Origin of the sequence: Roseicyclus persicicus, from assembly GCF_012395815.1 — a bacterium.
In the GTDB taxonomy this organism is placed as follows: domain Bacteria; phylum Pseudomonadota; class Alphaproteobacteria; order Rhodobacterales; family Rhodobacteraceae; genus Roseicyclus; species Roseicyclus persicicus.
In genome coordinates, this window is the sequence record NZ_JAAZQQ010000001.1 from 796420 (window position 1) to 821157 (window position 24738).

Genomic DNA, 24738 nt, shown 5'->3' on the forward strand with positions numbered 1-24738 from the left:
GCGGGGTGCGGCCGGGGCGCTGTCAGGGCCGGGGCCGGCCGCGCGCGAGGATCCGCGGCAGGACCAGCGGGGTCAGGTACATGGGCACCTGGTAGCAGCCGATGAGGAGGAGCAGGTCGTCGGTCAGCGCCGCGGGCAGCACGCCGAGGAACAGCGCCACGTTGCGGTTGCCGGCCGCCACCGCCAGCGCCGGGGCCTCGGCCCGGTCGGGCCAGGCCAGCGCGACGATGGCCTGCAGCCCGAAGGCGATGCCGCAGACGAAGCCCATCGCGGCGAGGAACCCGGCCGGGTCGGTCCTGAGGGTCTCGCCCGCGGCGGTCATCATGCCCACCACCACGGCACCCAGGAGCAGCGCGGCGGCCGCGTCGATGGCCGTCATCGCGGCGGGCGTGGCGGGCACGATCCCGCGCTGGCGCAGGAGCAGGGCAAGCCCGCCGGCGACGCCGATGACGGCAAGCAGGCGCAGGACGGCGGCGATCACCTCGGCCGCCGAGCCGAAGGCCGGGGCCAGCGCGAAGACCGGCACCACCGTCAGCGGCAGCAGCGCCGTGCCGATCACCGTCTGCCGCAGCGCGGGCGCGGGCGCGCCGCCCGCCATCACCGCGATATGCGCCGCCCCGGTGATCGGCGCGGCGGCCAGGATCAGCACGGCGCCGAGCGCGTAGCGGGCATCGAGCAGCCCCGCGGCGTAGAGCGGCAGGGCGACGGCGAGCGGCAGGGCCAGCTGGAACAGCGCGGCGATGCCGATGGCGCCGAGGAGGCCGCTGCGCCCGATCCTGAGGCCCGCCGGCCCGATCCTGAGCATGGCAAGGAACAGGAGCGCCACCACCATCGGCCCGACGGCGGGGCGCATCGCCTGGGCAAGATCGGGCAGGGCCAGCCCGACGACGAGCCCCGCCACCAGCATCCAGCGCCCGGCGGCCGCCACCAGGACGGCAAGGCGCTGCATCACAGCGCCGCCGCGGCCCGCGCGGCCTGGTCGTAGCTGCCCGACAGCGCCCGCAGGAGCGAGGCGACGCGGCTCATGTCCTGCGCGTCGTGGCCGAGCTGGCGGGCGGCGCGCACCAGCAGCGCCTCGCGCACCTCCTTGTAGCGGCTGCAGAGCGCGGCGCCGGCCTCGGTGATCTGGACGGTCTTTTCCTTGCCCTTGCGCCCGGCCTTGAGGAGCTTGGCCTGCGTCAGCTTCTTGATCGCGTAGTTGGCCAGGTGCGTGTCCTCGATGTTGAGGATCAGGCAGACCTCGGCCAGCGTCTTGGCCCGCCCGCGGTGGTGGACGAGGTGCAGGATCAGCACCTCGAGGGGCGACATCGCGGGCCCGCCCGCCGCCGTCATGCAGCGCACCATCCAGCGCTGGTAGGCGTGGTTCATCATGGTGAGCGCGAATTCCACCTCGGACAGCGCGGGCAGGGCGCTGTCGGCCAGGTGCGCGGACGAGACGACGGGGCCGATGTCGGGCGGTGTCGGGCGGGGGTCGGTCATCGCGCGGACATGGTCGAGGGCAGCCAGAGCGCGATCTCGGGGAACAGCGTCAGGATCACGGTGGCCGCGACGAGGAGGAAGAAGAAGGGCGCCGCGTAGCGGGCGACGGTGAAGATGTCCCGCCCGGTGATGGATTGCAGGACGAAGAGGTTGAAGCCGACGGGGGGCGTGATCTGGCTCATCTCGACCACGAGGACGAGGAAGATGCCGAACCAGATCGGGTCGATGCCGGCCGCCAGCACCATCGGCAGGATCACCGAGACGGTCAGCACCACGATGGAGATGCCGTCGAGGAAGAAGCCCAGCACGATGAAGAACAGGAGGAGTGCCGCCAGCAGCGCGTATTGCGACAGGCCCTGGTCGCCGATCCAGGCCGCCAGCGTGCGCGGGATGCCGGTGTAGCCCATCGCGCCGGTCAGGAAGGCCGCGCCGACGAGGATGAAGCCGATCATGCAGGAGGTGACGGCGGCGCCTTTCAGGCTGTCCCAGGCGCCCTTGCGGTCGATGCCGCCCGAGAGCCCCGAGATCAGCAGCGCGCCGACGACCCCCACCACCGCCGCCTCGGTCGGCGAGGCGAGGCCGCCGTAGATCGAGCCGATGACGGCAACGATCAGGAGGACCGTGGGCAGGAGGAGAGCGGCGGCGCGCAGTTTCTCGCGCCACGGCACGGCCGGCTCGGGCGGGGGCATCCGGTCGCGGTTCCGCCAGGCCCAGAACATGGTGTAGCCGGCGAACATGGCCGCCAGCATCAGGCCGGGCAGGACGCCGGCAAGGAACAGGCGCGCGATGGATTGCTCGGTCGCGGCGCCGTAGACGATCAGGATGATCGAGGGCGGGATCAGGAAGCCGAAGGTGCCCGAGCCCGCCAGCGTGCCGATCGCCATGCGGTCGTCATAGCCCCGCGCGCGCAGTTCCGGCAGCGACATGCGGCCCACGGTGGCGGTGGTCGCGGCGGACGAGCCCGAGACGGCGGCGAAGAGCGCGCAGCCGAGGATGTTGACGTGCAGAAGCCCCCCCGGCAGCCGCCGGGTGAAGGGGGCGAGCCCGGTGAAGAGGTCCGAGGACAAGCGCGAGCGGAACAGGATCTCGCCCATCCAGATGAACATGGGCAGGGCGGTCAGATCCCAGATGTTCAGGGCGGCCCAGGCCTTGGTGGCGAAGACGGCGCCGACCGGGGCGGGGGTGGCCAGCGTCATGGCGGTCAGGCCGACCACCATGAGCGAGAAGCCCACCCAGAGCCCCAGCGCGAGGCAGACGAACAGGACGCCCAGCAGGATCAGCGACAGGGTCAGCAGGTCCATCTCAGTGCCCCCCCTCGTCGATGGAGCGCGCGCCCTCGGCGGCCAGGAAGGCGGGGTCGCGGCCGGTGACCGCGGTCACCAGCTCGTCGAGCAGCGCCAGCGCGAAGAGGCCCAGGCCCGCGGTCATGGCGCCCTGCGGCAGCCAGAGCGGGATGCGGATCATGCCGAAGGAGACCGAGTTGAACTTCCAGCTGTCGAAAACCTGCGCGGCGCTGTGCCAGGTGGCGAAGGCGGCCAGCCCCAGCGCCGCGGCGAGGACGACGACCGTCAGGCCGCGCGCCAGCGGCGGGGGCAGGGCGCGGGCGAGCATCGTCACCCGTACATGGCCCGCGGCCCGGAGCGTGGCGGGCAGGGCGAGGAAGGCCGCGCCGACGAAGAGAAAGCCGCCGATCTCGGCCAGCGACGGGATCTGGAAGCCGAGGGCCTCGGCCCCCGTGGCGACCAGCACCCGGTCGAGGATCCGGCCGCCGATCTGCAGGAAGACGAGGACGGCGATGGCGACAAGCGCCGCGGCCGAGGCGACCAGCGCCGAGGCATAGACAAGGTCGAGCGAGCGTCGCATGGGCGCCTCCCGGGGGACTGCGGATTGCCGGATGGAGAAGGGGCCGGGCGATCAGGCCCGGCCCCCGTTTGGCGTCACTGCGCGGCCTGGTAGGCCTCGAGGATCGCGGCGCCCGCGTCGCCGGCGCGCGCCAGCCACTCGGTCGTCATCTGCTCGCCGGCGGCGGCCAGCGCGGCCGACAGCGCCTCGGAGGGCTGCACGACGGTCATGCCGTTCGAGGCGAGGGTCGCGATCTGGCTCGCCGTCTCGGCCTCGGACATCGCCCAGCCGCGGATCTCGGCGATTTCGGCGGCCTCGAGCAGCGCGGCGCGCTGGTCTTCCGGCAGGGCGTTCAGCGCGTCGGTGTTCACGAACACGACGTTCTTGGGCAGCCAGGCGTTCACGTCTACGTAGACGCTGGTGAAGTCCCAGGCCTGCGAGGATACGCCGGTGGAGGGCGAGGTCATCATCGCGGCAACGCGCCCGGTGGCGAAGGCGGTGGGGATGTCACCGGCCTCGACCTGGGTCGGCACCATGCCGAGGATGTTGGCGAGCTGTTCCGTCGCGGTGTTGTAGGCGCGGAAGGTCACGCCCTGCAGCGCCGCGGGGTCGGTGACCTCCTCGTTCAGGTAGAGCGACTGGCCCGGCCACGGCACGGCGTAGAGGAGCGTCAGGCCCTGCTCGGCCAGCAGCGCCTCGACCGCGGGGCGCGAGGCCTCCCACAGGGCGCGGGCGTCGGCGTAGCTGTCGGCGAGGAAGGGGATCGAATCGGCCTCGAACACCGGGTTCTCGTTCGCGAGCCGCGACAAGAGGATCTCGCCGATGGGCGCGAGGCCGCGGCGGACGGCGTCCTTGATCTCGGGGTGGCCGAACAGCGAGCCCGCGGAATGCACGGTGATGTCGAGCTGGCCGCCGGTGGCCTCGCGGACCTCGTCGGCGAACTGGATGATGTTGGCGGTATGGAACACGCTGTCGCCGTAGGGGGTGGGCATGTCCCATGCGGTCTGGGCGGCGGCGGGCAGGGCCAGCGCGCCGAGCGCGGTGGCAAGCGCGAGGCTGCGGAGGGAAAGGGTCATCGGTGTGTCTCCCGTGTTGGTGGCCCCGGGGCTGGTCTGGCGCCGGGACGGGGGTGGCCCGGGCTCTTGTTGACCCGGCGTAAGGTTGAGCTTGACCAGTCATCGACAATTTGTCAACAAAATGTCATTGGAATGTGGGGGACGGCCCGGGCCGCCCGCCGGACCGCCCGGAAAACGGGCGGCAGGACCAGCAGGGAGACGACAGATGGCACATGCGACGGCGCCCGCGCTTTGGGATTTCTGGATCGACCGTGGCGGCACCTTCACCGACGTGGTGGGGCGCGCGCCGGACGGGTCGCTGACGCCGCTGAAGCTGTTGTCGGAGAACCCCGAGGCCTATGCCGACGCCGCGATCGAGGGCATCCGGCGCCTGCTGGGCGGCGCCATCGACCCGTCGCGGATCGGCACGGTCAAGATGGGCACCACGGTTGCAACCAACGCGCTCCTGGAGCGCAAGGGCGACCGGACGATTCTGTTGATCACCAAGGGCTTCCGCGACGCGCTGCGCATCGCCTACCAGGCGCGGCCCGACATCTTCGCCAAGGAGATCGTGCTGCCCGAACAGCTCTACGAGCGGGTGGTCGAGGTCGAGGAGCGGCTGCGGGCGGATGGCAGCGTGGAGCTGGCGCTGGACGCGGAGCCGGTGCGCGGGCCGCTGGCCGAGGCCAAGGCCGACGGGATCGAGGCGGTCGCCATCGTTCTGATGCATGCGTGGAAGAACCCCGCCCACGAGGCCGCGCTGGCCGAGCTGGTGCGCGGCATGGGCTTTGCGCAGGTGTCCGTCAGCCACGAGGTCAGCCCGCTGGTCAAGCTGGTGGGCCGGGGCGACACGACCGTGGTCGACGCCTACCTGTCCCCGATTCTCCGCCGCTACGTCGCCCGCGTGGCCGACGCGCTGGGCGCGACGCCGGCGGGTGAGCCGGGGCCAACGCTGCAGTTCATGATGTCCTCGGGCGGCATGACCGCGGCCGAGAAGTTCCAGGGCAAGGACGCGATCCTGTCCGGCCCCGCGGGCGGCGTGGTCGGCATGGTCGAGACGGCGGCCGATGCCGGGTTTTCCCGCGTGATCGGCTTCGACATGGGCGGCACCTCGACCGACGTGGCGCATTTCGCGGGCGACTACGAGCGCGCTTTTGATACCGAGGTCGCGGGCGTCCGCATCCGCGCGCCGATGATGCGGATTCACACCGTCGCGGCGGGCGGCGGGTCGATCTTGCACGCCGATCCCGGCCGGTTCAGGGCCGGCCCCGATTCGGCGGGCGCGAACCCCGGCCCCGCCTGCTACCGCCGCGGCGGGCCGCTGACGGTGACGGATGCGAACGTGATGCTGGGCAAGCTGCGGCCGGAGTTCTTCCCCAAGGTCTTCGGGCCGGGGCAGGACGAGGCGCTGGATGCCGACGTCGTCCGCGCGAAGTTCGCCGAGATCGCCGCGGCCGAGGGCAAGACTGCGGAGGAGGTGGCCGAGGGTTTCCTGACCATCGCGGTCGAGAACATGGCCAACGCGATCAAGAAGATCAGCGTGCAGCGCGGCTATGATGTGACCAAGTACCTGCTGAACGCCTTCGGCGGCGCGGCGGGTCAGCACGCCTGCCTGGTCGCGGATTCGCTGGGGATGGAGGCGGTGCTGATCCACCCGCTCTCGGGCCTGTTGTCGGCCTACGGCATCGGGCGGGCGACCGTGTCGGCCAGCCGCCAGCAGGCGCTGGTGGAGCCGCTGGGCGAGCAGAGCCTGTCCGCCATCGACCGCCTCGCTGCCGATCTGCGGGCCGCCGTCGCGGCCGAGCTGTCGGAGCAGGGCGTGGACCCCGAGGCCGCGGGTGCGGTGACGCGTCTGCACCTGCGCTACGCCGGCACCGACACGGCGCTGCCCGTGGTCTGGTCCGGCGACGCGCCCGCCGCCCGCGCCGAGTTCGAGGCCGCGCACAAGGCGCAGTTCGGTTTCGTCAGCCCCGATAAACCCGTGACCGTCGAGGCCGTCGAGGTCGAGATGACCGAGGCCGCGCACGAGAAGGGCGCCAGCGCCGTGGCCGAGGCGACCTCCCGCGCCGCCGACAGCGACCGGCGCGTGCCGGTGTTCTGTGGCGGAAAGACCGTTGAGGCCGCCGTCTACCCGCGCGAGGCCCTGTCGCCCGGCGACCGGGTGCGCGGCCCCGCCCTCATCATCGAGCCGAACCAGACGGTCGTGGTCGAACCCGGCTGGACTGCCGAGCTGACCCCGCGCGACGACATCCTGATGCGCCGCCACGAGAAGATGGCCCGCACCTCCGCCGCGGGCACGGTCGAGGCCGACCCGATCCTGCTCGAGGTGTTCAACAACCTCTTCATGAACATCGCGGAACAGATGGGCGTGGCGCTGCAGAACACCGCCCATTCGGTCAACATCAAGGAACGGCTGGATTTCTCCTGCGCCGTGTTCGACGCGACCGGGGCGCTGGTGGCGAACGCCCCGCACATGCCGGTGCACCTCGGCTCGATGGACCGCAGCGTGGAAACCGTGATCCGGCTGAACGCGGGGCGCATCCGGCCGGGCGACGTGTTCGCCTTGAACGCGCCCTACAACGGCGGCACGCACCTGCCCGACATCACCGTGGTCTCGCCCGTCTTCGGCGATGACGGCAAGACGATCCTGTTCTGGGTCGCCAGCCGCGGGCACCACGCGGACGTGGGCGGCACCGCGCCGGGGTCGATGACGCCGCTGGCCAAGACCGTGGACGAGGAAGGCGTGCTGTTCGACAACTTCGTGCTGGTCGAACAGGGTACGTTCCGGGAAGAGGCGCTCCGGCACCTGCTGACCGACCACCCGTACCCGGCCCGCAACCCCGACCAGAACATCGCCGACCTCAAGGCCCAGATCGCCGCCAACGAGCGCGGCGCGGCGGAGCTGCGCCGGATGGTGGCCGAGTTCGGGCTGCCGACCGTGCAGGCCTACATGGGCCATGTGCAGGACAACGCGGCCGAGGAGGTCGCGCGGCTGCTCGGGCGGCTCGAGGATTGCGAATACGAGTACCCGACCGACACCGGTCAGGTCATCCGCGTGAAGATCACGGTGGATCGTGACAAGCGCGAGGCGACGGTGGATTTCACCGGCACCAGCCCCGCGATGGAGAACAACTTCAACGCGCCCGAGCCGGTGACGCGGGCCGCGGTCCTTTATTGCTTCCGCGTGATGGTCGAGGCGCCGATCCCGATGAACGCCGGGTGCCTCAGGCCCATCCGCATCATCATCCCCGAGGGCTCGATGCTGAAACCCGCCTATCCGCGCGCGGTGGTGGCGGGCAACGTCGAGACCTCGCAGCACGTGACCAACGCGATCTTCGGCGCGCTGGGGACGCTGTCGAACAGCCAGGGGACGATGAACAACCTGACCTTCGGCAACGCGACCTACCAGTATTACGAGACGATCTGCTCGGGTTCGCCCGCGGGCGTGATGAACAACGGGCGCGGTTTCGCGGGGACGTCGGGGGTGCATGTGCACATGACGAACTCGCGGCTGACCGACCCCGAGGTGCTGGAAATGCGGTTCCCGGTGCTGCTGGAGCAGTTCGGGCTGCGGCAGGGCTCGGGCGGCAAGGGCGCGTTTCCGGCGGGCGACGGGACGGAACGGCGGCTGCGGTTCCTCGAAAAGATGGACTGCGCGATCCTGTCCTCGCACCGGGCGGCGCCGCCGCGCGGCATCGCGGGCGGCGGCGACGGGCAGGTGGGCAAAACGTTTGTCCGGCGGAACGACGGGACGGTGCAGGTGCTGAACGCCTGCGACCAGACCGTGCTGGAACCGGGCGAGGCGGTGACGGTGGTCACGCCGACCGCCGGGGGCTACGGCGCCGCCTGAGCGCGGCGTTTTCCTCGAGGAAAACGCACGGGAAACCTCGAGGTTTCCCGTGCGGAAAACCCGGGTTTTCCGCCGCCCCGGCTTGTGCGCGCGCGCCCCGCGCCGCACAAGGGGGGCCACATCTCACCAGAGGGAGGCACCCCATGCCCAAGGGCTACATCATCGGCCACATCACCGTCCGCGACCCCGAGGCCTACAAGGAATACGTCGTCCGCGACACGCCGATCCTGCAGGCCCTGGGCGGGCGCTTCATCGTCCGCGGCGGGCAGGCGCAGGTGATGGAGGGCGAGACCCTGATGCGCCACGTGGTCATCGAGTTCCCGAGCTACGAGGCGGCGCTGGCCGCCTACAACGACCCCGACTACCAGGAGGTCGCCGACATCCGCCGCCGCACCGCCGACAGCGTGATCCTCGTGGTGGAAGGCACCGAGTGACGGTCTAGCGCCCCGCGTCCCGCATCTGCGCCGCCACGGCGTGGAGCCGCGGGTCGCGGGCCAGCGCGGGGCCCGCCACTGGCAGCTTGCGGCGCCAATTGGGGTAGTCGTCGATGGTGCCGGGCAGGTTGGTCTGCTCGGCCACGCCCAGCACGTCCTCGGCCTGCACCGCGACGAGGGTGGAGCCCGTCCGCGCCAGAACCCCATGCAGCGCGCCCGCGTCGGCCCCGCCCGCCGCCTCGGCCAGCGCCTGCCCCTCGCGCGCCCGCTGCGCCAGTTCGCGCGCGGCGACCTCGGCCCCGATCCGGCCGATGCCATGCCGCGCGCGGATGTCGCCGCCGTCGGCCCAGCCCGCCATGGTGGGCAGGTCGTGGGTGCCGAAGGACGCCAGCGTCAGGGCCGGATACCCCTCGGGCGGCGTCGCCCGGCCCGCCCCGTCCCGCTCGAACTGCATCAGCCGGCAGCCGAGGATGCCCGCCTCGGCCAGCGCGCCCTGCAGCCCGTCGGGGATGTTGCCCAGATCCTCGCCCACGATGGTGGCGCCCGCGCGCGCCGCCTCGATCCGCACCACGGCCAGCATGGCGTCGCGCGGCATCCGGACATAGGCGCCGGGCAGGCCGGGCGGCACCCAGAAGGCGCGGTCGAAGCCGAGGATGTGGTCGATCCTGAGGAGCCGCGCGTAGCGGAGGGGCTGGCGGATCGTCTGTGCCAGCGTGCGGTAGTGCCCGGCGGCCAGCGTCAGGGGGTTGAGGGGGGCAAGTGTCCAGGTCTGCCCCTCGGGGCCGAGGGCGTCGGGCGGCGCGCCGAGCGAGACGCCGGCGGCGAAGCTTTCGCGGTCGGTCCAGGTCTCGGCCCCGGCGGGGTGGGTGCCGACGGCCAGGTCGAGGTAGAGGCCGTGCCGCATCCCCGCCGCGGTCAGGCCCATCTGCGCCAGCGTCAGCTGGCTGTGCGCCATCCACTGCAGCCAGGCGTGGTAGCGGATCTCGTCGGGCGGCACGCCGGCCACGGCGGTGGTGGGGTCCTGCAACCGGGCGGGCCAGTCGGTCCAGAACGGCCCGTGGCGCTCGGACAGGGCCTGGTGCGCGGCGAAGCGGGTGAGGTCCGGGCCCTCCATGGCGACCCAGAGGTCGAAGCCCGGACTGTCCGTCGCCCCGGCGTAGAGCGCCCGGAGCGCGGCGCGCTTGGCCGGGATCTCGGCGGCGTAATCCACCAGCGGCCCCGCCGCCACGCCCGGCCCGGTGGCGATGTGGAGCGGGTTCAGCCGCCGGCGGTGCGACGGGGAATAGGGGCTGGCCCAGCCCGCCTCGGTCGGGAAACCGGCGTGGATCGGGTTGATCCCGAGGAACCCCGCGCCGCTGGCCGCCAGCGCGACGCCGGTACGCCGCAGGTCGTCGTAGTCGCCGAAGCCGGGCCGGTCGGGGCCTGCAAGACCCCAGAGCGGCGCGGTCATGCCCCAGCCGCGGGGCGGGAGCGGCAGGGCCGGGGGGGCGGTCAGGAGCGTCGTCTCCTGCCCGCCCGCGCGCAGGACATGGAGGCCGAGGGGCAGGGCGGGCAGGTCGGGGCCGCGGCCCTCGGTTTCGCTGCCGTCCTCGCGCAGGAGCGCCCAGTCGCCCGGATCGGCGGGCAGCCGCGTCGGCCGCCCCGGTGTCGTGACGATGTGGCGGGGCAGGGTGCGCGCCGCTTCCCCGGCCTGCAGCGCGGCGAGGCGGTCGGCGGCCTGCGTCTCGGTGCCGGCGTCCACCCCCAGCGCCGCGATCAGCGCCAGCGCGGTGTCGCGCGAGGTCTCGCGCACCCCGCCCATCTGGTCGGTGTAGCGCGGCAGGATGCCGAGGGCGGCGGCGAGCGCGCCGATCGGGTCGCTCATGGGGCGGGCTCCAGCACGAAGGCGAGCACGGCCTCGGCCGGGCAGGCGACCGCGCCGGCGGCGGGGCGGTCGACCGCGGGGTCGGAGGCGCTGGTGTCGATACGGCAGACCCAGCGCCGCGCCTGCGGGCAGGCGGGCAGGGTCACGCGGACCTCGGGGCCGGCGTTGAACACGAGGAACAGCGCCGTCTCGAGCGCGGCATAGGCCGGCGTTCCCGCCGCCGTGCGCTTTTCCACGCACAGCACGCGGCGGCCGCCGTCCTGCCAGTCGGCCGGCGTCATCTCGGCCCCGTCCTCGCGCCACCAGAACAGGTCGGGCAGGCCGTCGACGGCGCGTTCGCGGGCGTGGAGGAACCGTTTCTGCCGCAGGATCGGGTGTGCCTTGCGGAAGGCGACCAGCGCCGCGACGAAGCCCGCCAGCCCCATGTCGGGGGCGTCCCAGCCGACCCAGCCGATCTCGTTGTCCTGGGCGTAGGCGTTGTTGTTGCCCGACTGGGTGTTGCCGATCTCGTCGCCCGCCAGCAGCATCGGCGTGCCCTGCGACAGGAGCAGCGTCGCCAGCATGTTGCGCACCCGCCGCGCGCGGGCCGCGCGGATCGCGGGGTCGGCGGTGGGGCCCTCGACGCCCATGTTGTCGGACACGTTCTCGCCGTGCCCGTCGCGGTTGCCCTCGCCGTTGGCCTCGTTGTGGCGGCGGGCGTAGCTGACCACGTCGGCCAGCGTGAAGCCGTCATGGGCGGTGACGAGGTTGACCGAGGACGTCGCGGGCCGGCCCGAATGGTCGAACTGCCGCGCCGAGCCGGTCAGCCGGTCGGCGAGCCGCGGCGCCTGCCCCGCGTCGCCGCGCCAGAAGGCGCGCACCGTGTCGCGGTAGCGGTCGTTCCATTCCAGGAAGGGCGGCGGAAAGGCACCCAGCTGGTAGCCGCCCGGGCCCACGTCCCAGGGTTCGGCGATCAGCTTGACGCGGGTCAGGACCGGGTCCTGCCGGATCGCGTCGAAGAAGGACGCGCCGGGGTCGAAGCCCGTGGCCGTGCGCCCCAGCGTGGCGCAGAGGTCGAAGCGGAAGCCGTCGACATGCATCACCTCCACCCAGTAGCGCAGCGAATCCATGATCATCCGCAGCACCATGGGGTGATCCACGTTCACCGTGTTGCCGGTGCCGGTGTCGTTGACGTAGTGCCGCCGGTCCGGCGCGAGGCGGTAGTAGCTGGCGTTGTCGAGCCCGCGGAAGGCGAGCGTGGGGCCGCGTTCGTCGCCTTCGCAGGTGTGGTTGTAGACCACGTCGAGGATCACCTCGATGCCGGCGGCGTGCAGCCGCGCGACCATCTGCTGGAACTCCGAGATGTCGCCCGCCTGCAGGTAGCGCGGATCGGGGGCGAAGAAGCCGAGCGTCTGGTAGCCCCAGTAGTTGGTCAGCCCCTTGTCGTGCAGGAACTTGTCGTCGACGAAGGCCTGCACCGGCAGAAGCTCCACCGCCGTCACGCCGAGGCGCGTCAGGTGCTCCAGCATCGGGTCCGAGGCAAGGCCGAGGAACTTGCCCCGCGGCGTGGCGGCGGGGTGCAGGCGCGTCAGGCCCTTGACGTGGGCCTCGTAGATCACGCTGTCCTCGACCGGGGTCTCGGGCGGGCGGTCGGCGCCCCAGGAAAAGGCCGGGTCGACCACCGCCGCGCGCGGCACGTAGGGCGCGCTGTCGGCGGTGGAAAAGCTCAGGTCGCCGCGCGCGGGGTCGTAGCCGTAGAGCGCGTCGTGCCAGACCGGGTGGCCGGTCAGCGCCCGGGCGTAGGGATCGACCAGCAGCTTGTTGGGGTTGAAGCGGTGCCCCTCGTGGGGCGCATAGGGCCCGTGCGCGCGGTAGCCGTAGTGCTGGCCGGGCCGGAGCCCCGCGATGTAGCCGTGCCAGACGTCGCCGTCGCGCTCGGGCAGGTCGAGGCGCTGGACCTCGCGGCCGTCCTCGCCGAACAGGCACAGCACCATGCGCGTGGCATGGGCCGAGAACACGGCGAAGTTCACGCCCTCGCCGTCGAACGTGGCCCCGAGCGGCGCGGCGCGCCCGGCGGAAATCGCGTGTCTCGTGGTCATCAGGTCCGGATCAGGCCGTCATAGAGTGCGGCGTACTCGGCCGCCGACTGGTCCCAGCCGACCGGGTGGCGCATCGCGTTGCGCTGCATCCTGAGCCACAGATCGGGCTGCCTGTAAAGCGCGCAGAGCCGGTCGAAGGCGCGGCTGAGGGCGGCGGCGCTGACCGGGTGGAACTGGACCCCGGTGGCGACGCCGGCGCGCAGGCCCGCGGGCGAGGCATCGATCACGGTATCGGCCAGCCCGCCGGTGTAGGCCACCAGCGGCAGGGTGCCGAAGCGCAGGCCGTAAAGCTGGGTCAGGCCGCAGGGCTCGAAGCGCGAGGGCACGAGGATGGCGTCGCCGCCCTCGATCAGCAGGCGGGCCAGCGCCTCGTCGTAGCCGAAGGTGACGGCCACGCCCGGGTGCCGGGCGGCGGCAGTGCGGAAGGCGGCCTCCAGTCCCGGCTCGCCCGAGCCCAGCAGCGCCAGCTGCCCGCCCTCGTCCAGAAGCCGCGGCAGCGCCTCGAGCAGCAGGTCGAGCCCCTTCTGGTGCGTCAGCCGCGAGACCACGACGCAGAGCGGCCCGTCCGCCGCGGGCAGGCCCATGGCGGCGCGCAGCCGCGCGGTGTAGCGGCGCTTGCCCGCGGGGGTCTTGTAGGACGGCGTCCAGGCGTCGAGGTCGACGCCGTTCAGGATGCCCGACAGCACGTCCTGCCGGGCGCGCAGCACGCCCTCCATGCCCATGCCGAACTCGGGCGTCAGGAGCTCGTCGGCATAGGTCGGGCTGACGGTGGTGATCCGGTCGGCGGCGACGAGGCCCGCCTTGAGCGCGCTGATGTTGCCCCAGTATTCAAAGCCGCCGGGGGTCATCCCGTCGGGCGGCAGGCGCAGGCGGGCCAGCCGGTCGCCGGGGGCGAGGCCCTGGAAGGCGATGTTGTGGATCGTCAGCACGCTGCCGACCGGCGCCTGCGGATGCCGGTCGCGCAGGTACCAGGGCGCGAGGCCCGCCTGCCAGTCGTGGCAGTGCAGCACCTGCGGCTGCCAGTCCGTCAGCGCGCCCCCCGCGATTTCGGCCGCGACCCAGCCGAGCGCCGCGAAGCGTTCGGGGTTGTCGGGCCAGTCGCGGCCGTCGGGGCCGTTGTAGGGCGCCCCCTCCCGCCCGAAGAGGTGGGGGGCGTCGAGGACGAGGAGGTCGAGGCCGCCGGCCCGGGCCGCGATCACCCGGGCCGGGCCGCCGAACAGGTCGGGGTCCTCCAGCACGGCCTTTCCCCTGCCCACCGCGGCCATCACCCTGGGATAGCCGGGCAGGAGGGTGCGCATCTCGACCCCAAGGGGCGCCAGCGCGCCGGGCAGGGCGCCCGCCACGTCGGCCAGCCCCCCGGTCTTGACCAGCGGCGCGCATTCGGAGGTGACGGAAAGGACCCGGATCATTTCGCGGCCAGCCATGCCTCCACCATCGGTGCGGTGATCAGCGTCACGCCGCCCGGCGTGACGTGGAACCACTTGCCGTCCTCTTCCGGGTTCTCGCCCACCACCAGCCCCTCGGGGATGCGGACGCCGCGGTCGATGACCACGTTCTTCAGCCGGGCGTGGCGTTCCACCACCACGTCGGGCAGCACCACGGCGCGGACCAGTTGCGAGTAGGAATTGGTGTGGACGCGGGTGAACAGGAGCGATTCCCGCACCTCGGTGCCCGAGATGATGCAGCCCCCCGACACCATCGAGGACACCGCGCTGCCGCGGCGGTCGGCCTCGTCATGGACGAATTTCGCGGGGGGGACGCTTTCGGAATAGGTCCAGATCGGCCAGTTGGTGTCCCACAGGTCCAGCTCGGGCGTGAAGCTGGTGAGGTCGATGTTGGCCTTCCAGTAGGCGTCGACCGTGCCCACGTCGCGCCAGTAGGCCGGCGCCTCGGCGGAATGGCGGACGCAGGACGCCTCGAAGCGGTGCGCCATCGCCTTGCCGCCGGCCACGATCTGCGGGATCAGGTCGCCGCCGAAGTCGTGTTTCGAGGTCGGGTCCTCGGCGTCGCGCGCCAGCAGGTCGCGCAGGAACGGCCAGTTGAACACGTAGATGCCCATGGAGGCGAGCGTCACATCCGGGTTCTCGGGCGTGCCGGGCGGGTTCTTGGGCTTTTCGAGGAAGCTGGTGATGCGGTCGTTCGCGTCGATCGCCATGACGCCGAAGGCATGAGCCTCGGACCGGGGCACCGTCAGGCAGCCCACGGTGACGTCGGCGCCGCTGTCGACGTGCTGGCGCAACATGACCTCGTAATCCATCTTGTAGATGTGGTCGCCCGCCAGGATGACGACGTAATCGACGTCGTAGCTGTCGACGATGTCGATGTTCTGGAACACCGCGTCGGCGGTGCCCTGGTACCAGTGCACCTCGTCCACGCGCTGGGACGCCGGCAGGATGTCGAGGTATTCGTTGCGTTCGGCGCGGAAGAAGTTCCAGCCGCGCTGGCAGTGGCGGATCAGGCTGTGGGCCTTGTACTGCGTGGCGATCGCCATCTTGCGGATGCCCGAGTTCAGCGCGTTGGACAGCGCGAAGTCGATGATCCGGCTCTTACCGCCGAAATAGACGGCGGGTTTCGCCCGCTTGTCGGTCAGCTGCATCAGGCGGCTGCCGCGCCCGCCCGCCAGCACGAAGGCCATCGAGCGTGCGACAAGCCTCTGGGATGGTCCAGCCATGGTCGTTCGTCCTCCCTCTTTTGCGCCGCTCCCCACGGCGCGGTGTCAGTCCCCCGGTGCCAGGAACAGCGTCGTGAGCGGGGGCAGGTAGATCTCGGCATGGGCGGGCTGGCCGTGGCTGGCCCCGTCGCGCGCGGCGACCTCGCCCATGTTGCCGCGGTTGCCGCCGCCGTACAGCGCGGCGTCGGTGTTCAGGATCTCGCGCCAGGGCCCCGCGTGGGGCAGGCCGAGGCGGTAGCCCTTGCGCTCCACCGGGGTGAAGTTGGTCACCATTACCACGGGCGTGTCGCCGGGGCCCCCGCGCCGGATCCAGGCGATCACCGACTGGTCGGCGTCGCCGCCCTGCAGCCACTGGAACCCGTCGGCCTCGCAGTCCTTGACGTGTAGCGCGGGCAGGCCGCGGTAGAGCGTGTTGAGGTCGCGCACCAGCCGCTGCAGGCCGGCGTGGCCCGGGTCGGCCAGGTGGTGCCAGCCGATCTGGGCGTCGTGGTTCCATTCGGCCTGCTGCCCGAACTCCTGCCCCATGAACAGGAGCTTCTTGCCCGGATGGCCCCACATGAAGCCGTAGTAGGCGCGCAGGTTGGCCAGCTTGGCCGCGTGGTCGCCCGGCATCCGGGTGTACATCGAGCCCTTGCCGTGCACGACCTCGTCATGGCTGATCGGCAGGACGAAGTTCTCGGAAAAGGCGTAGTGCAGGCCGAAGGTCACCTTGTCGTGGTGGTAGCGGCGGTACACGGGATCCTCGGCCATGTAGCGCAGCGTGTCGTTCATCCAGCCCATGTTCCACTTGAACCCGAAGCCGAGGCCGCCCGCGTCGACCGGCGCGGAAACCTTGGGGAAGGAGGTGCTTTCCTCGGCCACGGTCATGATGCCCGGGTGCGCGCCGTAGGCGGCGACGTTCATTTCCTGCAGGAAGGCGATGGCCTCGAGGTTCTCGTTGCCGCCGTGGATGTTCGGCACCCAGTCGCCCGGGGCGCGGGAATAGTCGCGGTAGAGCATCGAGGCCACCGCATCCACGCGCAGCCCGTCGATGTGGTATTCCTCCAGCCAATACAGGGCGTTGGCGATCAGGTAGTTCTTCACCTCGCGGCGGCCGTAGTTGTAGATCAGCGTGTTCCAGTCGCGGTGGAACCCTTCCTTGGGGTCGGCGTGCTCGTAGAGCGCGGTGCCGTCGAAGCGGCCGAGGCCGTGGGCGTCGGTCGGGAAATGGCCCGGCACCCAGTCGAGGATCACGCCGAGGCCCGCGCTGTGGGCGGCATCGACGAAGTCGCGGAACTCGTGCGGGGGGCCGAAGCGGATGGTTGGGGCGTAAAGCCCGATGGGCTGGTAGCCCCAGGACCCGTCGAAGGGGTATTCGCTGACCGGCAGCAGCTCGAGGTGGGTGAACCCCATCTCGGCGGCGTAGCCCACCAGCTCCTCGGCGGCCTCGCGGTAGGAGATCGGGCGCCCGCCGTCCTTGCGCCGCCACGACCCCAGCTGCACCTCGTAGATCGAGATCGGCGCGGTGCGCGCGTTGGCGGCCGCGCGGGTGACCATCCAGCCTGCGTCGCGCCAGCCGTAGCCGGTGATGTCGCGCACCACCGAGGCGGTCTGCGGCGGGTGCTGCGAGCCGAAGCCGACCGGGTCGGCCTTGAGCGGCAGGTGCTGCCCCTCGGGGCCGAGGATCTCGTACTTGTAGACCGTCCCTTCGCCGAGGCCGGGCAGGAAGATTTCCCACACGCCGGTCGCGCCGCGCTTGCGCATCACGTGGCGGCGCCCGTCCCAGCCGTTGAAGTCGCCCACCACCGACACCCGCCGCGCGTTGGGCGCCCAGACCGCGACATGGGTGCCGCGGCTGCCCTCGTGGTCGATGACATGGGCACCGAGCGCGTGCCACAGCGCGTGGTGGGTGCCCTCGCCGATCAGGTATTCGTCGATCTCGCCCAGCACCGGGCCGAAGCGGTAGGCGTCCTCCGTCTCCCAGCTGGCGCCGTCCGCGGCGGTGCCGCGCAAGCGGTAGGGACCGTCGCCCGGCACAGGGCCGGCGAAGAGGCCGGGGGCGTCCGGCATGGGGGACAGGGCCACGGTCTCGCCGCCGACGAGCGCCGCCATCGCGGCCGCGCCGGGGTCGAAGGCGACGACCCAGCGCGCCCCCCCGATGCGGTGCGGCCCGAGCACGGCGAAGGGGTCGGTGCAGCGGCCCGACAGGATGGCGGCCGCGATCTCCCCGGGGAGGTGATCGGCCAGCGCGCTGTCGGGTCCGGTCGTCATGCCCCCGACGCTACAGGAGCCCCGGGACAGGTCAAGCGCGCGGCCCCAGCGACGCGGCGCCCCAGATCTCGGCCATGTAGCCGCGGATCGTCCTGTCCGACGAGAACCAGCCCGACCGCGCGGTGTTCAGCGCCGCCATCCGCGTCCAGTGGGCCGCGTCGCGGTAGGCCGCGTCGACCTCGCGCTGGGCGCGCCAGTAGTCGGCGAAATCCGAGCAGACGAGGAAATAGTCGGGCCCGCGCAGGTTGCCGGTGATGTCGTGGTAGCGCGTCGGGTCGCCGGGCGAGACCGCGCCGTCGTGGATCGCGGCCAGGGCCGCGGCCAGCCGCGGGTCGGCGGCGATGGCCTGGCCGGCGTGCCCCTCGACCGCGCGGCGGGCGACGACCTCCTCGGCGGTCATGCCGAAGAGGAAGAAGTTCTCGGCCCCGACGTGGTCGCGGATCTCGACGTTGGCGCCATCCAGCGTGCCGACCGTCAGCGCGCCGTTCAGGGCGAATTTCATGTTGCCGGTGCCCGACGCCTCCTTGCCGGCGGTCGAGATCTGTTCCGACAGGTCGGCGGCCGGGATCAGCCGCTCGGCCAGGGTGACGTTGTAGTTGGGCAGGAAGATCACCTTGAGGTACCGGCTGGTCACCGGGTCGGCGTTCAGCACGGCGGCGACGTCGTTGACCAGGCGGATGATCTTCTTGGCGAAGACGTAGCCCGGCGCCGCCTTGCCCGCGAAGATCTTGATCCGCGGCGTCCAGCCCGCGTCGGGGTTGGCGCGGATCGCCTGCCACAGCGCCACCGCCTCGAGGATGTTGAGGTGCTGGCGCTTGTATTCGTGGATGCGCTTGATCTGGACGTCGAACATCGCGTCGGGGTCGACGGACAGGCCGTGGGTCGCCCCGATCCAGTCCGCCAGGTCGGCCTTGTTGGCGCGCTTGGCGCCCGCGATGGCCTGCTGCAGCCCCGCGTCGCCCAGGTGCGGCTCCAGCTCGGCGAGCCGCTCCAGATCGCCGATCCAGCCTTCGCCGATGGTGCCGGTGATGATCCCGGCCAGCCGCGGGTTGCAGGCGTGCAGCCAGCGCCGGGGCGTCACGCCGTTGGTCTGGTTGACGATCCGGCCGGGGTGCAGGGCGTGCAGGTCGGCGAACACCGTCTGCTTCATCAGCCCGGTGTGCAGCGCCGAGACGCCGTTGACGCGGTTCGCCATGATGAAGCTGAGGGCGCCCATGTTCACCTCGCCATCGGCCACGGCATGGGTGGCGCGGGCGGGGAAGCGGGCGGCGTGGTCGGCGTCGATGCGCTCGATCAGCATCATGTGGCGCGGCAACAGGCGGGCCATCAGCGGCACCGGCCATTTTTCCAGCGCCTCGGGCAGCAGCGTGTGGTTGGTGTAGTTCAGCGTGCGCCGGGCGATGTCGACGGCCTCGTCGAAGGGCAGGCCGCGGGTGTCGTGCAGCAGCCGCACCAGTTCCGGCCCCGCGATGGCGGGGTGGGTGTCGTTCAGCTGGATCGCCACCTTTTCGGGCAGGAGCCGGATGTCGCCGTGTTCGCTGTCGAAGCGGCGCAGGATGTCGTGCAGGCTGGCGGCGGTGAAGAAGTATTCCTGCTTCAGCCGCAGCTCCTTGCCGGCCTCGGTGGTGTCGTCGGGGTAGAGGACGCGGCTGATCGCGCGGGCCAGCATCTCGGGCACCGCCGCGCCGACGTGGTCGCCGTGGTTGAAGCGGGCAAGGTCCAGCGGGTCGATCGCGCGCGCGGCCCAGAGCCGCAGTGTGTTGGTCCAGCGCGCCTCCCAGCCGACGACGGGGGTGTCGTAGGCCTCGGCCAGCACCGCCTCGGCGGGGGTCCAGACCATGCGGCCGTCCTGCTCGGCGACATGGCCGCCGAAGCCGATGGAATAGGCCGCCTCGGGGCGCTCGAATTCCCAGACATGGCGCTGCTGCAGCCAGGTCTCGGGCGCCTCGACCTGCCGCCCGTTGTCGAAGCTCTGGCGGAACAGGCCGTGCTCGTAGCGGATGCCGTAACCCATGGCCGGGCAGGCCAGCGTCGAGAGCGATTCGAGGAAACAGGCCGCGAGCCGCCCGAGGCCGCCGTTGCCCAGCGCCGCGTCGGGTTCGTCGTGCAGCACCGCGTCGAAGTCGAGGCCCAGCCCCTCGACCGCCGCCTTGGCCTCGCCGTCCAGCCGCAGGTTGACCAGCGCGTCGCCGAGCAGCCGGCCGATCAGGAATTCCATCGACAGGTAGTAGACCCGCTTGGCGCCGGCCTCGTAGCTGGCGCGGGTCGAGGCGAACCAGCTGTCCACGATCCGGTCGCGCACCGCGAAGGACAGGGCCAGCCGCCAGTCGTGCAGCGTCGCGTGGGCCGCGTCCTTGCCGATGGTGTAGGTCAGGTGATGCAGGATGCCGTCCTGCAGGCCCGGGGTGCGGGCGTCCTGGTAGGTCATGTGCCTGCCTCGATGACTGGAGCGCGTTAGCGCTAACTACTCCTGTGACCCCGAAAGTGAAAGCGCTTTGGGAACCCTCTGGCACATCCGTGTCGACCGGGCCGAGAATGTCGCCCGGGCGCCCGGCGTCAAGGCCCTTGCATCCCCCGGGCGGGCGGGATTGTTCTGTCCGGCATGACCCTGCCCGACTCCCCCGCCGTCACCGACGCCGATCTCTACGCGCTCCGCGCCGCCCGCAGCCACGACGACCTGTGGCCGATGCTGGAGCGGCTCTATGGCACCCATCCCGGCTATGCCGGGTTCCGCGACCGGCTGGAGGCGGCGATGCGCGCCGCCTGGGCCGCCCGCGCCCCGGCGCTCAAGCGGCTGGACCTGCAGCGCGATCTCGAACCCGACTGGTTCCAGCGCCCCGACCGGGTCGGCTACGTGATCTACATCGACCGCTTCGCCGGCGACCTGCGCGGCGTCCGCGACCGGCTCGACTACCTCGCCGGGCTGGGCGTGACCTATGTCCATTTCATGCCCTGCCTGAAACCACGGCCCGGCGACAGCGACGGCGGCTACTCGGTGCAGGACTACCGCGCCATCGACCCCGCACTCGGCACGATGCAGGAGTTCGAGGACACCGTCGCCGCCGCCCGCGCCCGCGGGATCAGCGTCTGCATCGACCTGGTGCTGAACCATACCGCCAAGGAGCACGCCTGGGCGCAGGCCGCCCGCGCGGGCGATCCGGCCTTCCTCGACTACTACGTGACCTTTCCCGACCGCACGCTGCCCGACGCCTACGAGGAGACCGCCCACGAGGTGTTCCCGGCGCACGCGCCCGGCAACTTCACCCGGTATGAGGACATGGGCCGCTGGGTCTGGACGTCCTTCAACGAACACCAGTGGGACCTGAACTGGGCCAACCCGCAGGTGTTCCTGGAGATGGCCGAGGTGATGCTGTTCCTCGCCAACCGGGGGGTCGAGGTGCTGCGCTTCGACGCGGTGGCCTTCCTGTGGAAGCGGCTCGGCACGCGCTGCCAGTCCGAACCCGAATGCCACATGATCCTGCAGGCCCTGCGCGCCGTCACCCGCATCGTCGCGCCCGCGGTGATCCATCTGGAGGAGGCCATCGTCGGCCCCGAGGAGATGCTGCCCTACCTCGGCCGCGGCGAGCATGACGGCAAGGAGGGGAACCTTGCCTATCACAACTCGCTCATGGTGCAGGTCTGGTCGGCGCTGGCGGCCCGCGACACGCGGCTGATGACCCATGTGATGGGCACCCATTTCCCGCCGGTCCTGAACAACGCGACCTATGCCAACTACCTGCGCTGCCACGACGACATCGGCTGGGCGGTGACGGATGCCGACGCGGCGGCGGTGGGCCTCGACGGGCGGCTGCACCGGGCCTTCCTGTCGGATTTCTACGAGGGGGTGTTTCCGGGCAGCTTCTCGGCGGGCGAGCTGTTCCAGCACGACCCCGACACCGGCGACAAGCGGATCAGCGGCACCTGCGCGTCGCTGGCGGGGGTCGAGCGCGCGCTGGCGGCGGGCGACCCGGTCGCGCTCGACCGGGCCATCGACCGGGTGCTGATGGGCCACGCCCTGATCGCCAGCTACGGGGGCATCCCGCTGGTCTACATGGGCGACGAGCTGGGGATGCTGAACGATTACGGCTACCGCGAGGTGCCCGAGCAGGCCCATGACAGCCGCTGGCTGCACCGGCCGCGGATGGACTGGGAGCTTGCCGCCCGCGCGCAGGCCGAGCCCGGCAGCGTGGCGGGGCGGCTTCATGCCGGGATCCGGGAGATCATGGCGCGCCGCGCGGCGACGCGGGAGCTGCACGCGCGCAATCCGACCGAGATCCTGCAGACGGGCAACCCCGCGCTGTTCGCCTTTGCGCGGCGCGCGCCGACGGGGGCGTTGCTCGGGCTGTTCAACTTCACCGAACGCTGGCAGGCGCTGTCGGTCGACTGGGCGCGGGCGCAGGGCGCGTCGGAGATGTTCGACGCGCTGTCGATGGCGCCGGCGGGGGATGGCAACGGCATGATCCCGCTGCCGCCCTATGCGCGGGTCTGGTTGCGGTAGGCGCGAAAAACTGCAGTTTTTCGCCTCGGAAAGCTGCAGCTTTCTGGCTGGGAAAACGCGCGTTTTCCCAAGCCGTTTTCTTCGAGGAAAACGCCGCCCTCAGGCGCCGTAGAGCCCCGCCACCCGCGCCCTGAGCGTCACCAGCGCCAGCACCGTGTCGATGGTGGGCGTCGGCGTCTCGGTCACGCGCCCCAGTTCCTGCACGGAACCCAGCAGCGCGTCGATCTCCATCGGCCGGCCGGCGTCGAGATCCTGCAGCATCGAGGTCCGGTGCGCGCCCACCGCCGCGCCGCCGTCGATGCGGCGGTCCACGTCGATGGGGAACTTGACGCCCAGCTTCTCGGCGATCTCCTGCGCCTCGAGCATCATGTTGCGCGCGACCGCCCGCGTGCCTGGGTCGGTGCAGAGCACATCCAGCGTCGCGTGGGTCAGCGCCGAGATCGGGTTGAACGACAGGTTGCCCCAGAGCTTCACCCAGATCTCGTCGCGCAGCCGCGGCCGCACCGGCGCCTTGAGCCCGGCCTTGCCCAGCGCCTCGGAGAGCCGCACCGCGCGGTCGGATTTCGACCCGTCAGGCTCACCCAGCGAAAACCGGTTGCCCTCGATGTGCTTGACCACGCCCGGCTCGATCACCTCGGCCGCCGGGTAGACCACGCAGCCCAGCACGCGGTCGGGGCCGAAGCCGTCCCACTGCGCGTCGCCGGGGTCGACCGACGCCAGCCGGGTGCCCTCCAGCGGGCCGCCGATTTTGTGGAAATACCACCACGGCACGCCGTTCACGCCCGACACGATGGTCGTGTCCGGCCCGATCAGGGGCTGCATCCGGCCCACCACGGGCGGCACCGAATGCGCCTTGAGCGTGACGATGACGTAATCCTGCTGCCCCAGCGCCGCCGCGTCGTCCGAGGCGTTGACCTTGAAGGTCTTTGTCTCGCCCTCCTCGATGAGCGTCAGGCCCTTCTCCTGCATCGCCTTCAGATGCGGGCCGCGGGCGACGAGGCTCACCTCGGCCCCCGCCTCGGCCAGCTTCGCGCCCATGTAGCCGCCGATCGCGCCGGCGCCGAAAATGCAGATCTTCATGCTGTCCCCCCGGGGCCTACGCCTCGCCCCCTGTCTTCATCTTTCCTGAACTGCGCCGGGGGCTTGGGGGCAGGGCCCCCAAACCTTGGCGCGGCTCAGGCCTGTTCGGTCAGCCCCAGCTTCTCGGCCAGGCCGATCCGCTGCAGCTTGCCGGTCGCGCCTTTCGGGATCTCGGACAGGATCACCACCTTGCGCGGCACCTTGAAGGCGGCCAGCCGCTCGCCCGCGAACTCGCGGATCTGCGCCTCGGTCGCCTCGGCGCCTTCCTTGAGCACCACGGCCGCGCCCACCTCCTCGCCCAGCTTGGGGTGCGGGATGGCGAAGGTCACCACCTGCGCCACGGCGGGATGCGCCGACAGGACGCCGTCCACCTCCAGCGGCGACACCTTCTCGCCGCCGCGGTTGATGATCTCCTTCAGGCGGCCGGTCAGGGTCAGGTAGCCCTCGTCGTCGAACTGGCCCTGGTCGCCGGTGCGGAACCAGCGCCGGCCCTCGGCCTCGAAGAAGCTCTTGGCGTTGGCCTCGGGGTTGCCCTCGTAGCCCGGCGTCACGTTCGGGCCCGAGATCACGATCTCGCCCACGCCCTCGACCAGCCGGTTCTCGATCTCGTGCGCGACCCGGACCAGCGGCCCGGCCTCGACGCCGACCGAGCCCGGCTTCTGCGCGCGGGGCGGCAGGGGGTTCGACGCCATCTGGTGCGCGGCCTCGGTCATGCCGTAGCCCTCGATCACGGGTGCGTTGAAGGTGGCGGCCAGCTGCTCCATCACCGGCCCCGGCAGCGAGGCCGAGGACGACCGCAGGAAGCGCAGCGGGATCTTCTTGATGGTCTCGGCGTTGCGCGAGGCGCGCGCGAGGATGGTCTGGTGCATGGTCGGGACGGCGGTGTACCAGGTCGGGTGCGCCTCCTCCATCCAGCCGAAAAACTTCATCGCGTCGAACCCGGGCGCGCACCAGACCGACCCGCCGGCGGCCAGCGACGAGGACACCGCCGCGATCAGCCCATGGATGTGGAACAGCGGCATCACGTTCAGGCAGCGGTCCGCCGGCGTCAGCGCCAGCGACGCCCCGATGTGGCGCGCCGAGGCCGCGACGTTCGACTGCAGCAGCGGCACGATCTTGGGCCGCGAGGTGGTGCCCGAGGTGTGCAGGATCAGCGCCACGTCGTCCGCGCCCGGCGCGGCGGTGTCGGCGGTGCCGGCGCTGCCCTCGGCCGTCAGGGTGAACACGCCCGCCGGGTCGGCGGCGTCGAAGGACAGGCGGATGATGGCCAGACCCTGCGACTTGGCGGCGGCATGGGCCGCGCCGGTCTCGCCCGCGGCCAGGATGATTGCCTTGGCCTTGAGGTCGGAGAGGTAGAAGGCGAATTCCTCTTCCTTGTAGGCGGGGTTCAGCGGGCAGGTCGTGGCCACGCCCGCCACGGTGACGAAGGCCACCGCCATCTCGGGCCCGTTCGGCAGCACGATGGCGACCCGGTCGCCCCGGCCCACGCCCGCGGCGTGCAGCGCCTCGGCCACCCGAGCGCCCTGCGCCCTCAGCCCGTCGAAATCGAGCCAGCCGCGCCCCGGTGCGCCGATCGCCAGCGCCCCGCCGTCCTGCGCCGCGATCAGCGCCGCCAAAGTGTCCGTCATGCCGTCTCC

At 71.6% G+C, this 24738-nt stretch carries 16 protein-coding genes; 3 read left to right on the forward strand and 13 right to left on the reverse strand.

Going from position 1 to position 24738, the window contains the following annotated elements; genetic code table 11:
• Positions 1-22: 22 nt before the first annotated feature.
• The 5 genes from HCU73_RS04120 to HCU73_RS04140 all read right to left on the reverse strand — a co-directional run bounded on the left by HCU73_RS04120 (position 23) and on the right by HCU73_RS04140 (position 4397).
• A complete protein-coding gene (locus tag HCU73_RS04120; RefSeq protein ID WP_168622115.1) occupies positions 23-949 on the reverse strand; it encodes a hypothetical protein in 927 nt (308 codons plus the stop codon).
• Positions 949-1479, reverse strand: coding sequence for a winged helix DNA-binding protein (locus HCU73_RS04125; protein WP_210730464.1), 531 nt, complete (start codon positions 1477-1479; stop codon positions 949-951). The genes HCU73_RS04120 and HCU73_RS04125 overlap by 1 nt, the downstream gene beginning before the upstream one ends.
• A complete protein-coding gene (locus HCU73_RS04130) occupies positions 1476-2780 on the reverse strand; it encodes a TRAP transporter large permease (RefSeq protein ID WP_168622116.1) in 1305 nt (434 codons plus the stop codon). The genes HCU73_RS04125 and HCU73_RS04130 overlap by 4 nt, the downstream gene beginning before the upstream one ends.
• 1 nt (position 2781) lies before the next feature.
• Positions 2782-3342 carry a TRAP transporter small permease gene (locus HCU73_RS04135; protein ID WP_168622117.1) on the reverse strand — a complete coding sequence of 187 codons (561 nt, stop codon included), beginning with the start codon at positions 3340-3342 and terminating at the stop codon, positions 2782-2784.
• 74 nt (positions 3343-3416) lie between these two features.
• Positions 3417-4397, reverse strand: a complete 981-nt coding sequence (locus HCU73_RS04140) for a TRAP transporter substrate-binding protein (RefSeq protein ID WP_239025431.1) — start codon at positions 4395-4397, stop codon at positions 3417-3419.
• A gap of 205 nt (positions 4398-4602) precedes the next feature.
• Here HCU73_RS04140 and HCU73_RS04145 point away from each other — a divergent pair, with 205 nt between their 5' ends.
• Both HCU73_RS04145 and HCU73_RS04150 read left to right on the forward strand, forming a co-directional pair.
• Entirely contained in the window at positions 4603-8226 is a 3624-nt protein-coding gene (locus HCU73_RS04145) for a hydantoinase B/oxoprolinase family protein (protein WP_168622118.1), read from the forward strand.
• 143 nt (positions 8227-8369) lie between these two features.
• Positions 8370-8660, forward strand: coding sequence for a DUF1330 domain-containing protein (locus HCU73_RS04150; protein ID WP_168622119.1), 291 nt, complete (start codon positions 8370-8372; stop codon positions 8658-8660).
• A gap of 4 nt (positions 8661-8664) precedes the next feature.
• Here HCU73_RS04150 and HCU73_RS04155 read toward each other — a convergent pair whose 3' ends face one another.
• Genes HCU73_RS04155 through HCU73_RS04180 form a run of 6 tightly spaced genes read right to left on the reverse strand, consistent with a single transcriptional unit; the run spans position 8665 to position 19951 of the window.
• A complete protein-coding gene (locus HCU73_RS04155; protein WP_168622120.1) occupies positions 8665-10524 on the reverse strand; it encodes a 4-alpha-glucanotransferase in 1860 nt (619 codons plus the stop codon).
• Positions 10521-12602, reverse strand: a complete 2082-nt coding sequence (gene glgX, locus HCU73_RS04160) for a glycogen debranching protein GlgX (RefSeq protein ID WP_168622121.1) — start codon at positions 12600-12602, stop codon at positions 10521-10523. Before glgX ends, HCU73_RS04155 begins: the two co-directional genes overlap by 4 nt.
• Complete coding sequence (glgA, locus tag HCU73_RS04165) at positions 12602-14011, reverse strand: glycogen synthase GlgA (RefSeq protein ID WP_168622369.1); 1410 nt, start codon at positions 14009-14011, stop codon at positions 12602-12604. The genes glgX and glgA overlap by 1 nt, the downstream gene beginning before the upstream one ends.
• Positions 14008-15273, reverse strand: a complete 1266-nt coding sequence (glgC, locus tag HCU73_RS04170) for a glucose-1-phosphate adenylyltransferase (protein WP_168622122.1) — start codon at positions 15271-15273, stop codon at positions 14008-14010. The genes glgA and glgC overlap by 4 nt, the downstream gene beginning before the upstream one ends.
• A 45-nt stretch (positions 15274-15318) precedes the next feature.
• Positions 15319-17523 (reverse strand): 1,4-alpha-glucan branching protein GlgB, encoded by a 2205-nt coding sequence (gene glgB, locus HCU73_RS04175; RefSeq protein ID WP_210730465.1) that lies wholly within the window; start codon positions 17521-17523, stop codon positions 15319-15321.
• A gap of 31 nt (positions 17524-17554) precedes the next feature.
• Positions 17555-19951 (reverse strand): glycogen/starch/alpha-glucan phosphorylase, encoded by a 2397-nt coding sequence (locus HCU73_RS04180; protein ID WP_168622123.1) that lies wholly within the window; start codon positions 19949-19951, stop codon positions 17555-17557.
• Between the two features lie 174 nt (positions 19952-20125).
• Here HCU73_RS04180 and HCU73_RS04185 point away from each other — a divergent pair, with 174 nt between their 5' ends.
• Positions 20126-22021 (forward strand): amylosucrase, encoded by a 1896-nt coding sequence (locus tag HCU73_RS04185; RefSeq protein ID WP_168622124.1) that lies wholly within the window; start codon positions 20126-20128, stop codon positions 22019-22021.
• Positions 22022-22120: 99 nt separating this feature from the next.
• Here HCU73_RS04185 and HCU73_RS04190 read toward each other — a convergent pair whose 3' ends face one another.
• Positions 22121-23101, reverse strand: coding sequence for a 2-dehydropantoate 2-reductase (locus HCU73_RS04190; RefSeq protein ID WP_168622125.1), 981 nt, complete (start codon positions 23099-23101; stop codon positions 22121-22123).
• A gap of 95 nt (positions 23102-23196) precedes the next feature.
• Positions 23197-24729, reverse strand: coding sequence for an acyl--CoA ligase (locus tag HCU73_RS04195; RefSeq protein WP_168622126.1), 1533 nt, complete (start codon positions 24727-24729; stop codon positions 23197-23199).
• Between the last annotated feature and the right edge of the window lie 9 nt (positions 24730-24738).

Bases quoted from the DNA above. Each gene is read 5' to 3' on its own strand.
- HCU73_RS04150 (WP_168622119.1), top strand. From the start codon at position 8,370: ATGCCCAAGGGCTACATCATCGGCCACATCACCGTCCGCGACCCCGAG.
- HCU73_RS04120 (WP_168622115.1), bottom strand. From the start codon at position 949: ATGCAGCGCCTTGCCGTCCTGGTGGCGGCCGCCGGGCGCTGGATGCTG.
- HCU73_RS04125 (WP_210730464.1), bottom strand. From the start codon at position 1,479: ATGACCGACCCCCGCCCGACACCGCCCGACATCGGCCCCGTCGTCTCG.
- glgC (WP_168622122.1), bottom strand. From the start codon at position 15,273: ATGGCTGGACCATCCCAGAGGCTTGTCGCACGCTCGATGGCCTTCGTG.
- glgA (WP_168622369.1), bottom strand. From the start codon at position 14,011: ATGATCCGGGTCCTTTCCGTCACCTCCGAATGCGCGCCGCTGGTCAAG.
- HCU73_RS04145 (WP_168622118.1), top strand. From the start codon at position 4,603: ATGGCACATGCGACGGCGCCCGCGCTTTGGGATTTCTGGATCGACCGT.
- HCU73_RS04135 (WP_168622117.1), bottom strand. From the start codon at position 3,342: ATGCGACGCTCGCTCGACCTTGTCTATGCCTCGGCGCTGGTCGCCTCG.
- HCU73_RS04140 (WP_239025431.1), bottom strand. From the start codon at position 4,397: ATGACCCTTTCCCTCCGCAGCCTCGCGCTTGCCACCGCGCTCGGCGCG.
- HCU73_RS04130 (WP_168622116.1), bottom strand. From the start codon at position 2,780: ATGGACCTGCTGACCCTGTCGCTGATCCTGCTGGGCGTCCTGTTCGTC.
- glgX (WP_168622121.1), bottom strand. From the start codon at position 12,602: ATGACCACGAGACACGCGATTTCCGCCGGGCGCGCCGCGCCGCTCGGG.
- HCU73_RS04180 (WP_168622123.1), bottom strand. From the start codon at position 19,951: ATGACCTACCAGGACGCCCGCACCCCGGGCCTGCAGGACGGCATCCTG.
- HCU73_RS04190 (WP_168622125.1), bottom strand. From the start codon at position 23,101: ATGAAGATCTGCATTTTCGGCGCCGGCGCGATCGGCGGCTACATGGGC.
- HCU73_RS04155 (WP_168622120.1), bottom strand. From the start codon at position 10,524: ATGAGCGACCCGATCGGCGCGCTCGCCGCCGCCCTCGGCATCCTGCCG.
- glgB (WP_210730465.1), bottom strand. From the start codon at position 17,523: ATGACGACCGGACCCGACAGCGCGCTGGCCGATCACCTCCCCGGGGAG.
- HCU73_RS04185 (WP_168622124.1), top strand. From the start codon at position 20,126: ATGACCCTGCCCGACTCCCCCGCCGTCACCGACGCCGATCTCTACGCG.
- HCU73_RS04195 (WP_168622126.1), bottom strand. From the start codon at position 24,729: ATGACGGACACTTTGGCGGCGCTGATCGCGGCGCAGGACGGCGGGGCG.